Origin of the sequence: Kutzneria buriramensis, assembly GCF_003387475.1 — a bacterium.
GTDB lineage: Bacteria > Actinomycetota > Actinomycetes > Mycobacteriales > Pseudonocardiaceae > Kutzneria > Kutzneria buriramensis.
On sequence record NZ_QUNO01000002.1, the window covers coordinates 55,508 to 67,364 of the forward strand.

Here is an 11,857-nt window from a genome sequence, read left to right on the forward strand (position 1 = left end):
AACCCCGCCCGGTCGGCACTGACCGGGCGGGGCGCCCACAACGTCCGTCAGCCAGCTGCGACGGCGAAGACGTGCAGCTTGGGCTGGCCCTGGGTGGCCACCGAGGTGACGTTGGGCAGGGTCACCACCGCGACCGTCTTGCCGGCCTGCAACGGAACCGACGCGTAGTACATGTTGACGTGCTGCGTCTGCTGCCCGCCGCTGTTGTTGAGATACGGCAGCCCGGCCACCACGTCCTCGCCGGGGATCGACGGCGAGGACCACCAGTCGTTGAAGCCCAGTGCGAACTGCTGTGTGGTGCCGTCGGTGTAGACGATCGTGCCGCCGCCCGACGGCGTGCCGGAGTCACCGGTGCCGATGAAGCCCAGCTTGCTGCCGGAACCCGTCAGCAGCACCGATTGGCCGCCGGTGAGCACGTTGTCCGGCTGCCCGTTGCCGGAGGTCGGCCAGGTGAAGGTCAGGCCGTCGTGCTGCACGGCGCCGCCCGAGGCGACCCCAGCTGCGGCCAGCGCCTGCGCGGAGTAGCTCAGGCCGCCGCCGTCGAGGTTGGCGGCGCCGGTGTTGTGGTCGTCGCTGATGCCGACGTTGTCGTACGCGGCGGAAAGCGACCCGTACGGCACCGACACCTGGCCGACATCCGTTCTGGTGCCGGCACTTGTCGTCGCCGACGCGCTGAACGCGTACGCCCCCGGCGTCGCCGATCCGGGTGCGGTGATCTGCCACGTCGTCTTCACGGTCTGACCGCCGGCCACCGACGGGAACGAGGCCGGCGAGGTCGCCGTCGCCGTCCAGCCGGCGGGTGCGGTGATCGACATCGTCACGTTGGTGATGGCCGTGTTGCCGCCGTTGGCGAACGACGTCGTCGCGGTGATGCTGTTGCCCGCCTGGACCATCGGCGGGATGGACAGCGTCAGCGAGTGCCCGACGACGACCACCGCGGTGCCGGTGACGCCGTTGACCGTGACCTTGATCGTCGCCACGCCGTCGCCGGCCGCCCGGACCAGGCCCTTCGCGTCGACCGTGGCCACCGCGGTGTTGCTGGAGGCGTAGGTGACCTTGGCCTTGGAGAGGTCCACGAAGGACTGGTCGTTGTTCACGGCCATGACGATGTCGTCGGCGACGGCGTGCTGCTGGCCGGTGTCGTCGGCGATCCACTTGTTCTTGCCGGTGAGGTCGATCGTGTCGCCGGCGCGGAACTCCACCTGGCCCGGCTGCACGGTGACGTAGGAGATCTTGGGCGTGATGGCCCCGGTCACCGTGGTCTTCACCGAGCCGGCCACGTCCCGGGAGTTGGACGCCACCTGGAACTGGAACACGCCGTCGTACACCGTCTGGCGGGTGCCGTCCCACAGCGACAGGTCGGAGATCGTCACCGGAATGGTGATCTTCTGCGACTGCCCCGGCTTGAGCACGTTCGTCTTGGCGAAGCCGGCCAGCCGCTTGATCGGCAGCTCCACGTTCGGCACGGTGAACTGTTGCGCCGCATAGAGTTGCGCCACGGTGGCGCCGGCCGTCCTACCGGTGTTGGTCACCGTGAACGAGACGTTGACCGTGCCGTCGGCGTTGACCGTCGACTTGTCGATCGACGCCGGCGAGTAGGCGAACGTCGAGTAGCTCAGGCCGTAGCCGAAGGGGTAGCTGGGCGTGCCGGTGAAGTACTGGTACGTCCGGCCGAGGCCGTTGGTGGCCGACGGCGCCAGGCCGTAGTCGTTCATCGGCGGCAGCTGCGAATCGTCCTTGTACCACGTGAAGTTCAGGTGGCCGCTCGGGTTCTGCTTGCCGGTCAAGACGTCCGCCAGTGCCGCGCCCTGGGCCTGCCCGTTGTAGCCGGAGAACAGGATCGACGGCACGCTGCCCTGCACGTCGTCGAGCACGACCGGGCCGTCCGACTGCACGACCAGCGCCGTGTTCGGGTTGCCCAGCGCGGCGACCTGCGTGATCAGCGAGTGGTAGTTGCCGGGGATCGCCAGCGTGCTGCGGTCGTGGCCCTCGTTCGCCACGGACCCGTCCGTGCCGACGAATTCCACCACCAGGTCTGCACTCTTGATGTCCGCCTGCGTCTGCGCGGACAGCACCGCCGGCCCGGTCGAGCCGGTGGAGGTCCCGGCGGCATCGAAGATCACCTGCGCGCCGGGAATCGCGGCCTTGATGCCGCCGACCGCCCCGACCTGCACGGTCGGCTGGCCGGAGTAGTTGCCCAGGGTGACCTTGTTGGCCATGTCGCCGAGGACGACCACCTTGCGCACCTTCGACGGGTTCACCGGCAGCACGCTGTGGTCGTTCTTCAGCAGCACCAACGAGTTGTCCGCCACCTGCTGCGCCAGCGCCTGGTGCGCCGGGCTCTGGATGGTGTCCTTGGTGATCTTCGTGTACGGCACGGAGCCGACCGGGTCGAACTCGCCGGTCTGCATCCGGACCGTGAACACCGGCACCAGCGCCGCGTCCAGCGCGCCCTCGCTGAGCACGCCGGCGTCGATCGCCTCCTGGATGTTGGGCAGGGTGTTCTCCTCGCCCGGGCAGTTCAGCGCGGTGCCGGCGCGCAGCGCGTACGCCTCGCCGCCGGCCGGCCCGGACACCTTCTGGCCGGACGCGGTGTTCGTCCAGGTGGCGCCCGAACCCTTGCCGTCGGTGGTCCAGCCGGGCGGCGCCCAGTTGTGGCCGTCGTTGGGCTGCTTGTAGGTGGTGCCGACCGCGCCGCAGTCGGACGTGATGTAGCCGCCGAAGCCGTAAGTGCGCTGCGCCAACGCATTCGTGGTGTAGGTGTCGGCCACCGACGGCGTGCCGTTGATCGCGTTGTACGAGGTCATCAGGCCGGACACGTGCGCGTTCTCGATCAGGCTGCGGAACTGCGCCGTGTAGTAGTCGCGGATGTCGGCGTCGCTGGCGTCCGAGCTGATGCCGGTGCGGTTGAGCTCCACGTCGTTCAGCGCGTAGTGCTTGGCCGTCGCGGCGACCTTGAGATATCCGTTGCCGGACTGGCCGTTCTGCTTGTTGCCCTGGTAACCGTTGACGAATGCGCCGGCGATCTGCCCGACCAGGTACGGGTCCTCGCCGAACGCCTCGTCGGTGCGGCCCCAGCGGGGATCGCGGTCCATGTTGACGGTCGGGGCCCAGTAGGTGAGGGAGCCGTAGTCGTTGACGTCCGGTCCGATGTTGTTGGGGCTGACGCCCCACAGCGACTTGTCCAGGAAGCCGCGGATCTCGTCGGAGATCGCGGTCGTCTCCTGGTACTCCAGGCTCGGGTCCCAGGCCATGCTGGACGCGAAGTTGGTCGGGAAGCTGGTGGCGTGCACCTGGTCCGGCGGGGTGTTGGGGTTGGTGGCGGCGCCGAGCCGGTTGATGCCGTGCTGGCCCTCGCTCCAGTAGGTGTACTGCTGCACCCCGAGCCGGGGGATGGCCGGCGCGCTGTTGGTGGAGAGCTGGCGGACCTTCTCCTCCAGCGTCATCCGGGACACCAGGTCGGCCGCGCGCTCGGCGAACGAGTAGTGGGTGTCCTTGTAGACCGGTAAGGGGTCGGTGGCAGCCGCGCTGCCGCTGGTCAGCCCGAGTGCGCAGAGCACCGCGCACGCCGAGGCCACAGTCGCCGTTGTCCGCATGACTTTGGCTGCCTCCGTCGTTGGAGAAGCTCGGGCGCGGGGCTGGCGGCGAGGCCATGATTGGCTGGCTTTAGCCCAAAAATGGCGCCCCGACGGAACGATAGGCTCAGGATTGTCCGACAGTAGGCCTAAGTCAAGGTGTTACCGTGACCGCATGGCGCAGGCTCCGCTCAACCTCAGGGAAGAGGGCCGGTTGCGGGTGCTCCAGGCCCTGCACCGCACCGGACACAGCAGCCGGGTGGAGCTGGTCCGGCAGACCGGACTGTCCAAGGCGACCGTGTCCACGCTGGTCGCGGACCTGATGGCGGCCGGGCTGGTGCGCGAGGAGCACGAGCCGCCGGGCGAGACCCGCCGCACCGGCCGGCCCGCGCAGGGCCTGTCGCTGGTGCCGACCGCGGCGTACGCGATCGGCGCGGACATCGGCCACCAGCACGTCCGGGTGGTGCTGTGCGACCTGCTCGGCGAGCCGCTGTGGGACCGCTTCGTGGTCAAGGAGGTGGACCGGGAGCCGGCGCAGACCTTGGACCTGGTCGCCGACCTGGTGGCCCAGGCGTTGCGGGACAACGACATCGCCGTCGAACGGGTGCTGGGCATCGGCGCCGGCATCGCCTCGCCGGTGGACAAGGGCGGGGAGCTCGGCCGCTCGATGATCATGTCGGCGTGGGCCGGGCTGCGGCCGGCGTGGGAGCTGGAGCGGCGCACCGGCCTGTCGGGCGTGGTCACCAACGACGCCAACGCCGGCGCGCTGGCCGAGCGCCTGTACGGAGTCGCCCGAGACACCGGCGACATGGTGTACGTGCGGCTGTCCGCCGGCATCGGCGCCGGCATCGTCGTCGACGGGCAGCTGATGCTCGGCGCGCGGGGCCTGGCCGGCGAGGTCGGGCACCTGATGGCCGAGCCCGGCGGGCGGATCTGCCGCTGCGGCAACCGGGGCTGCCTGGAGACGGTCGCGAGCCCGGTGGCGGTGGCGGAGCTGCTGGCCCGCAGCTGGGGCGAGCCGGTGACGCCGCTGGACCTGCCGCGGCTGGTCGCCGAGGGCAACCCGGGGGCGTGCCGGGCGGTCGAGGACGCCGGCGAGGCCGTCGGCCGGGTGCTGGCGTCCGTGGTGACGCTGGTGGATCCGGAACTCGTTGTGGTGGGCGGGGATCTGGCGTCCGCCGGGGAGCTCGTGCTGGCACCGGTCCGGTGGAACATCCGCAAGCACGCGCTGTCGCTGGGCGCGCGGCACGTGTCGGTGGTGGCCGGCGAGCTGGGAGATCGGGCGGAGGTGCGGGGCGCGGCCGGCATCGTGCTGTCGAACGCGCCCCGCCTGCTCGCGACCGCAGGGGTGGATCTGGCCGCCGGCTGACCCCGCCGACATGCAGGGAAGGACGCCTTACCCTCGTTCGACGCGGGGAAGGCGTCCTTCCCTGCGTCAGGGTCGACCCGTCAGGGTTGCTGCTGGAGTCGGAAGGACTGGGACGCGACGCCGGTGCAGGTGACCTGGGTCAGCTGCGCGCCGTCGCCGGAACCGTTGGCGGTCAGGCACTTCTGGGTGGCCATGCTGACGAGGTGCCAGTAGCCGCCGGGCTCGAGCACCGCCTGCCACTGCTGGTTGGTGCCGCCGCCGTAGCTCCAGAGCTGGATGCCGGCGCCGTCGGCGGTGGACCGGTCGGACACGTCCCACGACTCCGCGGTGTTGGCGCGGTTGTTCACCCGCAGGAACGGGCCGTTGGTCCACTGGAACTGGAACTGCTGGGCGTTGCTGTTGTTGCAGGCGTACTGCTGGATCACCGTGCCGTTGGTGGTGCCGGCGCCGCGGGCGTCGACGCACTTGTTGTTGCCCTTGTTGACGACGCTGAAATAGGCGCCCGGGTTGATCTGGTCGGTGGGGGCGTCCGTCGGGGTGCCGCCGCCGAGCCACAGCAGGCCGTCGATGATGAACTTGTCCTGGATCGGGTCGGCGAAGGTGGACGACAGGGGAGTCTTCGTCGTGTAGTTCATCGCGTCGTGGCCGAAGTTGGCGTACAGCATCTTGTAGTTCTTGTTCGTCCACAGAATGGGGTAGTAGCCGCTGTACCACGACTGGTTGGGATCGGTGCCGACCGGGAAGCTGGAGGCGTCGACCGAGGCCAGCACCTGGATGTTCGGGTTCTGCCGCAGGTCGTTCTGCCAGCTGTACCACTCGCTGATGCCGGCGGTCCAGGTGGTCGGCAGGCGTCGGGTGGCGGCGTGCTGCGAATCCGTGTGCAGAATGGCTGTGGTCGGGAACCAGGTGTTGTTGTTGAAGGTTCCGGTGCCCATGAAGGTCTGGTTGAACCACGGCCAGTTCGTGCCGGAGTCGTTGTAGGCGGAGACGTGGAAACCGAAGTATCCGCCGCCGTGCTGCATGTAGTTCTGGAAGCCGGCGCGCTGGCCGGCGTCGGTCGGCACGTCGTCGAGGAACATGACCACATTGGCGGTCGCCGTGGTCAGGGTGTTCAGCATGCCCCAGTTGTTGGTCTGCGTGTACGAGAAGTTGTACTGCGCGGCGATCTGCGGGAACCAGATCGCCGCCTCCTTCTCGAACGCGATGTGCGCGTCATCGTACGTGCCGCTGAAAAAGGCCAGCACCTTGAACTGCGGCGCCGCGGGCGCCGCGGTCGTGGTGGTGGCGGCCGTGGACAACAGCAGCAGCGTGGACAGCGCGGCGACGATGCCGCGCCAGATCCTGGTTTTCACCTTGACAGGACCCTTTCCGTTCAGGGCGACGGGTAGGGGCCGTCCGAGCTGGCGGTCTACGGAGCGACGTGCTGCCAAGGAAGCATAAATCCAGGTCTTAGTTCAAGACTCTAATTAGTGGACCGACGCCTTCCGGCGGAAAGGTCACGAACAATGCGCCCTTTGGTGCTGGACGGCGTCCTGCGCCGTTCGGGCCAGGTGTTTCTAGGAAAGGAATGCGAAGGTGACGACCAGCGCCGCCAGCGCGCCGGTCGTGGTGAGGGTGCGCACGTTGTTCCAGCGCACCCAGCGCTCCTCGAACGCCCGCCACGCCCGCGCCGGGTCGGCCGGATCGGACGCGTCCAGCGCGTTGTTCAGCGGGATGTTGATCACGGCCGTGATCACCAGCGCGGAGCAGAACAGCACGAGGCCCAGCGCCTCGCCGACGACCCGCGGCCAGTTGCCCGCGACGGCGTCGAGGATCACCGCGACCGCCGTGAGCAGCGGGGCGCCGACGAAGCTCAGCGCGAACCAGCCGTTCTGGATGTACTGGTTGACGCGCTGCATCGTCTGCACGCGTGTGGCGTCGTCGCTGTGGTGCAGCGCCGGCATCACCGCGCAGCTGAAGGCGTAGAAGAGACCCGCACCGAGACCGGTCGCGATCGTCGCCAGCACGAGTACGATTTGTCCGACCATGGCCGGAGTCAAGACCCGCCGGCGCGATCCGTCAACGGCAACTTTCGATCGCCGCCCCCAGGTAGGCCTTCACGGCTCGTTCCCGCTGCCGATCCGGGGTCGCGGACTCGTCGAGCGGGGTCGTCCGGTGCCGCAACGCCTCCTCGATGATCGCCCGGTGCTCGGGGAAAGCGGTCAGCGCGTGCCGCCCGGCCCCGGACTTGGACGTGATGTCGCCCGTGACCATCGAGTAGTGCAGGCGGCTGATACCCAGCACGACCCACGCGACGTCGGCGTCGTAGACCACGCCGTACGGGCCGTCCAGGAACTGCCGCCAGTAGCTGTTCGCGTTGCCGCGTACCCATTCCCGCAGCTCCTCGGGATCGGTGTGCACGCCGATCTCCGCCGGCCGCGGCCCGCGGAGGGTGACGCCGTGGTTCGCCAGCGTCGTCCACTCCACGGGCGAGCGCCCCTCCTTGTTCAGTTGCAGCCGGCCCGCGAGCATGTTGTGGCCGTCGGGCAGTTTCGCCGGGCTGGTGCGGAGATCCTCGAACGTCACGTACAGGCCGTCGAGCCTGTCCAGGCCGTCGTGCACCTCGCACAGCAGCTCCGGGTCGGGATCGTCGGCCACCGCGACGAAGTCCACGTCCGAGACCTCGTCGTGGAAGTCGTCCAGCGCAAGGGACCCGACCAGGTAGAGGCCTTGCAGCAGGCCGGGCGCCCGGCGGTCCATGCGGTCCGTGTAGCGGTCGACGAGGTCCTGTGCTCGCGGCGGCAACATGATCACGACAATGCCACAGGTCAGGCCGAGGTCGCCGCCGCGTGCAGCGCGCGGACCAGTCCCTGGTTCTCCGGGCCCGGGCCGCCCGGGAAGCCGAAGCGTCGCCGGACGTAGCCGTACGCGATGCCGTTGCGGGGATCGGCGAACGCCTCGGTGCCGGTCGCCCCGCCGTGGCCGAACGAGCCCTGGCCGAGCACCGGATAGGCGCGGTTCACGGCGCTGAAGCCGAGCCCGAACGCCGCTTCCTGCCGCGTGACGAGGTCGATGCCGGCGGAGTGGATCTGGCCGACGGCGCCGACGGTGTCCGGCTTGAGCAGCCGGCCGTCGATGGTCGCGGCGTAGAACGCGGCCAGGCCGCGGGCCGAGCCGACGCCGCCGACCGACGTCGGGCTCAGCTCCCGCACCACCCGGTGGTTGGGCAGTTCCTGGAGGTCGGTGGCCTCGGGATGGTTGCGGTTGAAGGCGATTCCGGTGAGGCTGTTCGGCCCGGTGGCGTTGGCGGCCAGCTGCGCCGCCTGCTCCGGGGTTGGCCGCATCGGCTGCGTGGCCAGCCACCGCGGTTCCAGCTCCGCGGGCAACCCGAGGTAGAAGTCGATGCCCAGCGGCCCGCGCACCCGCTCCTCGTGGATCTCCTGGATGCTTCGGCCGGTCACCCGCCGCACGACCTCGCCGGTGAGCGCCCCGATGACCAGCGCGTGGTAGCCGAAGGCCGTGCCGGGCCGCCAGTAGGGTCGCTGGCCGGCCAGGCGCTGCGCGATGATCCGGTCGTCGGCGAGCTCCTCCACGCGGAACCCGTCGTCCGCGCCGACCAGGCCGGCGCGATGGGCGATCAGGTCCCGCAGCGTGAGCTCACCCTTTCCCTCGGCCGCGAACTCGGGCCAGTAGTCCGCGACCTTGCGGTCCAGATCGAGCACGCCGTCCTGGACGAGGAGCGCCACCACCAGATGCGCGGCGCCCTTGGTGGCGGAGTAGAGGGCGAACAGCGAGTCGGCGGTGACGTCCGGGCCGGTCCACAGGTCCACGACGCGTTCGCCATGGACGTGGGCGACCAGTTGGGCCGAGTAGTCCGCGCCCTCCGCGGCGGCGATCGCCGCGAACTCGTCGCGCACAGCCTCGTAACCAGGCGCGACAGCGCCCTGTGGTGTGGTCAAGGTTCCCCCTCGGTCGCAGAGTTCTCGTTCACCTGCAAGTTCTCGGGCCGGCCGGCTATTCCGCGTCGGGCGTGACTTCGTCGGTCCGCACCGGCAGGGTGGCCAGCCGCCAGGTGCCGGGGTCGGGGGCGCGCTGCGGCTCGCCGGCCAGTCGCAGGTCGGGGAAGCGTCGCAGCAGCTCGGTGAGGGCGACGTCCAACTCCACGCGGGCGAACGCGGCCCCGAGGCAGAAGTGGGCGCCGTGCGCGAAAGCGAGGTGGCTCAAGGAACCCGGGGCGCGGGTGAGGTCGAGGCGGTCGGGGTCGGGGAAGGCGGCGGGGTCGCGGTTCGCGGACAGCATGGAGACGGCGACCCGTTCCCCCTCGGGGATGGTGACGCCGCCGATCTCCACGTCCTCGGTGGTGAAGCGCGGCACCGTCAGCAGTTGCGGGGTGCACCAGCGCAGCAGTTCCTCGACCGCCCGGGGCATCAGCGCCGGATCGTCGCGCAGCAGCTTGAGCTGGTCGGGGTGGAGCAGCAGGGCCTCGACGGCGTTGGCGATCAGGTTGCCGGGGGTCTGGCCGGCGAGCAGGAGGTGCCAGACGAGCATGACGAGCTCGTCGTCGGAGGCCTCGGTCTGCACGAGCTCGGTCAGCACGTCGTCGCCGGGTTCGGTGCGGTGGCGGGCGACCGCGTCCCGCGCGCCGGCGACGATGTCGGGGATGGCCTCCTGGAAGGCCTGCCCCTGACCGGCGGACACGGCGACGCCGACGCGCCGCCACAGCGGGCGGTCGGCCTCGGGGATGCCGACCAGTTCGCAGACGACCTCTACGGGCAGCGGCTGGGCGAAGTCCCGCAGCAGATCCGTTTCGGCCGGCAGGCTCTGCAGCCGGGCTCGCACGATCCGTTCGACCCGCGGACGGAACTCGGCGGCGCGGCGGGCGGTGAACGCGGGGGCGACGAGCCGGCGCAGGCGGGAGTGCTCCGGGCCGTCGATCTCGCCGAGGTTGGGGGTATCGGGCAGGCCCGACGGCCGCAGGTAGCTGGCGCGGCTGAGCCGGAAGCGGGCGTCGGTCAGCACGGTACGGGCGTGCTCGTGCCGGGTGACGATCCATAACGTGCCGAGGCCGGGCACCGGCATCTGGGCCACCGGCGAGTCGGCGCGGGCGGCCGCGTAGGTCGAGACCGGATCGAGCAGCACAGCGAGGTCGGACGGGTCGAGCCGCATGGTCGCTCCATTCAGATGATGAGATCATATGTTTCTACCATCTGAGTGGTGACGGTATCTTCGCGGCGGCGTCGGCGCAACGAGGGAGGGACAGTGGCTCGGCTGACCAGAGCGGAGGCGCAGGAGCGCAACCGGGCCCGGGTGCTGGCGGCGGCGCGGGCGGAGTTCGCCGAGCGCGGCTTCCGCGAGACCAAGATCGACGTCATCGCCGAGCGGGCCGAGCTGACCCGGGGCGCGGTGTACTCCAACTTCCCGGGCAAGCGCGCGCTGTACTTCGCCGTGCTGGCCGAGGACGCCGAGAACGCGACGCCGGCGCCGAACCCGGACGTCGGCCTGACGCCCCGCGAGGCGCTCGGCGCGTTCGCGCGGGCCTGGGTCGCGCGGCTGCCGCTGGCCACCGACCGGGAGGCCGCGCGGCTGGGCCTGGACCTGATGCCCGAGGTGATGGCGTCCGAGCAGACCAGCCGCCCGTTCGCGCAGCTCACCCGCTTCATCGCCAGCCTGTTCGGGCTGGCCCTGGAGCGGCTGGACCCGGTCGCGGGCCGGAAGGTCCGGGTTGCCGAGTCCGCGCTGACGCTCCTGCACGGCGCGAGCCAGCTCGCCGCCGCCGCGCCCGGCTTCATGGAGCCGTTCAACGTCGTGACGGCCTGCGAGGCCTTCGCCGACCTGGATCTTCGCGACACCTTCCCGCCGGTGCCGCCGATCGTCGCCCCGCTCCGGGCCGTCGACGAGCCCTGGAACCCGCCCGACGCGATCGACCTCCTGGACCGCGAGCCGGTCCGGACCGGCAGGGGCGTGGTGGCGATCCTCGGCCTGCACCGGCTGTCCGCCGCCGAGGAGATGCTTCGCGCCGCCTCGCCGAGCGACGAGGTGACGATCGCGTTCGTCACCGCCGAGCCGGCCGAGCTGTCCGCGCTGGCCCGGCTGGTGATCGCCGAGTTCCGCGCCTGCCTGCATCAGGCGTTCCCGCATTCGGCCTGGCCGCGCGTGCAGATCGTCGCCGACGACGCCGGCGCGTTCGCCGCCGCGGCCGGCGTCGCGTCCGTTGTGGACGGCACCGAGGTGGCGATTCGCGTGCGGGACGGGCGGATCATCCGACGGGCGGAGGGTTTCGGTGCCGGTCACGCCGTCTGTTGACGAGACCCGGGTGGTAGGGCGGCGCTGCGTGCAGTGGCTGCTCGACCGGCTGATCGTCGGAGTGCCGGCGTTCCTGCTGTTGGTGGGACTGGTGCTCGCCGTGCTCGACGACCGGTCGCTGTGGTTCCTGCCGCCGATCGTCTTCCTCGTCGCGCTGCTGATCGGCGGCCTGGCCGTCGACGTGTGGGTGCCCTACCGCACCGGCGGCCGCACGCCCGCCATGCGGCTGCTGGGGCTGCGGATCGTCACCGAGTGGGGCAGCGTCCCGTCGCTGGGCACCTACGCCTTGCGGTGGCTCCTGCAGGTCGTCGACGGCTTCGCCTTCGGCCTGACCGGCCTGATCGTCATGGTGGTCAGCTCGCGGCACCAGCGCGTCGGCGACCTGGTCGCGCGGACGCTGGTCGTGCGGATCAGCGCCGACGCCGCGTGACCAGACCGACGATGCCCTGCACGAGCAGGCCGAAGCCGGCGATGAACAGGAGGCCCTGCCACACGAGCTGGTCCGTGGCCTCGTGGGCAGCGACGTAGATGTGGACCGCGGCCACCATCACCACCAAAGCAGTTCCGATACGCAGCAACGAGGTGCCAAGCTCCTTGGTCATGGCACCGATCTTCGGCCCGCGCCGCGCCC

General features: G+C 70.5%; 10 protein-coding genes. 3 read left to right on the forward strand and 7 right to left on the reverse strand.

From position 1 onward, the window contains the following. Window positions 1-47: 47 nt before the first annotated feature. Entirely contained in the window at window positions 48-3,596 is a 3,549-nt protein-coding gene (locus tag BCF44_RS05155; protein WP_116172959.1) for a glycoside hydrolase family 3 C-terminal domain-containing protein, read from the reverse strand. A gap of 154 nt (window positions 3,597-3,750) precedes the next feature. Between BCF44_RS05155 and BCF44_RS05160 the strand changes: the two genes are divergently transcribed. Next, on the forward strand, window positions 3,751-4,944 hold the full coding sequence (locus BCF44_RS05160) for an ROK family transcriptional regulator (RefSeq protein WP_170217347.1): 1,194 nt from the start codon (window positions 3,751-3,753) through the stop codon (window positions 4,942-4,944). Between the two features lie 80 nt (window positions 4,945-5,024). Here the strand turns inward: BCF44_RS05160 and BCF44_RS05165 are convergent, their stop codons facing one another. The 5 genes from BCF44_RS05165 to BCF44_RS05185 all read right to left on the reverse strand — a co-directional run bounded on the left by BCF44_RS05165 (window position 5,025) and on the right by BCF44_RS05185 (window position 10,089). Beyond that, a complete protein-coding gene (locus BCF44_RS05165) occupies window positions 5,025-6,296 on the reverse strand; it encodes a ThuA domain-containing protein (RefSeq protein ID WP_246014851.1) in 1,272 nt (423 codons plus the stop codon). A 204-nt stretch (window positions 6,297-6,500) separates the two neighbouring features. Continuing rightward, window positions 6,501-6,971 (reverse strand): anthrone oxygenase family protein, encoded by a 471-nt coding sequence (locus BCF44_RS05170; protein WP_116172961.1) that lies wholly within the window; start codon window positions 6,969-6,971, stop codon window positions 6,501-6,503. 31 nt (window positions 6,972-7,002) lie between these two features. Continuing rightward, the gene (locus BCF44_RS05175) at window positions 7,003-7,731 is read right to left on the reverse strand and encodes an aminoglycoside adenylyltransferase domain-containing protein (RefSeq protein ID WP_147328391.1); all 729 of its coding nucleotides are present in this window, start codon (window positions 7,729-7,731) and stop codon (window positions 7,003-7,005) included. A gap of 20 nt (window positions 7,732-7,751) precedes the next feature. Further along, complete coding sequence (locus BCF44_RS05180) at window positions 7,752-8,882, reverse strand: serine hydrolase domain-containing protein (protein ID WP_116172963.1); 1,131 nt, start codon at window positions 8,880-8,882, stop codon at window positions 7,752-7,754. A gap of 55 nt (window positions 8,883-8,937) precedes the next feature. Further along, window positions 8,938-10,089, reverse strand: coding sequence for a cytochrome P450 family protein (locus BCF44_RS05185; protein ID WP_116172964.1), 1,152 nt, complete (start codon window positions 10,087-10,089; stop codon window positions 8,938-8,940). Between the two features lie 93 nt (window positions 10,090-10,182). On the opposite strand from BCF44_RS05185, the gene BCF44_RS05190 reads away from it, so the two are divergent. Both BCF44_RS05190 and BCF44_RS05195 read left to right on the forward strand, forming a co-directional pair. Continuing rightward, the gene (locus tag BCF44_RS05190; RefSeq protein ID WP_116172965.1) at window positions 10,183-11,226 is read left to right on the forward strand and encodes a TetR/AcrR family transcriptional regulator; all 1,044 of its coding nucleotides are present in this window, start codon (window positions 10,183-10,185) and stop codon (window positions 11,224-11,226) included. Then, window positions 11,204-11,656, forward strand: a complete 453-nt coding sequence (locus BCF44_RS05195) for an RDD family protein (RefSeq protein WP_170217348.1) — start codon at window positions 11,204-11,206, stop codon at window positions 11,654-11,656. The genes BCF44_RS05190 and BCF44_RS05195 overlap by 23 nt, the downstream gene beginning before the upstream one ends. On the opposite strand, the gene BCF44_RS05200 is transcribed toward BCF44_RS05195, so the two are convergent. Continuing rightward, on the reverse strand, window positions 11,637-11,828 hold the full coding sequence (locus BCF44_RS05200; RefSeq protein WP_116172967.1) for a hypothetical protein: 192 nt from the start codon (window positions 11,826-11,828) through the stop codon (window positions 11,637-11,639). The two genes, BCF44_RS05195 and BCF44_RS05200, sit on opposite strands and share 20 nt — an antisense overlap. Between the last annotated feature and the right edge of the window lie 29 nt (window positions 11,829-11,857).

What these genes read in the sequence shown, in the direction of transcription:
- BCF44_RS05185 (WP_116172964.1), bottom strand. Translation starts at nt 10,089, where the DNA reads ATGCGGCTCGACCCGTCCGACCTCGCTGTGCTGCTCGATCCGGTCTCG.
- BCF44_RS05170 (WP_116172961.1), bottom strand. Translation starts at nt 6,971, where the DNA reads ATGGTCGGACAAATCGTACTCGTGCTGGCGACGATCGCGACCGGTCTC.
- BCF44_RS05200 (WP_116172967.1), bottom strand. Translation starts at nt 11,828, where the DNA reads ATGACCAAGGAGCTTGGCACCTCGTTGCTGCGTATCGGAACTGCTTTG.
- BCF44_RS05155 (WP_116172959.1), bottom strand. Translation starts at nt 3,596, where the DNA reads ATGCGGACAACGGCGACTGTGGCCTCGGCGTGCGCGGTGCTCTGCGCA.
- BCF44_RS05160 (WP_170217347.1), top strand. Translation starts at nt 3,751, where the DNA reads ATGGCGCAGGCTCCGCTCAACCTCAGGGAAGAGGGCCGGTTGCGGGTG.
- BCF44_RS05175 (WP_147328391.1), bottom strand. Translation starts at nt 7,731, where the DNA reads ATGTTGCCGCCGCGAGCACAGGACCTCGTCGACCGCTACACGGACCGC.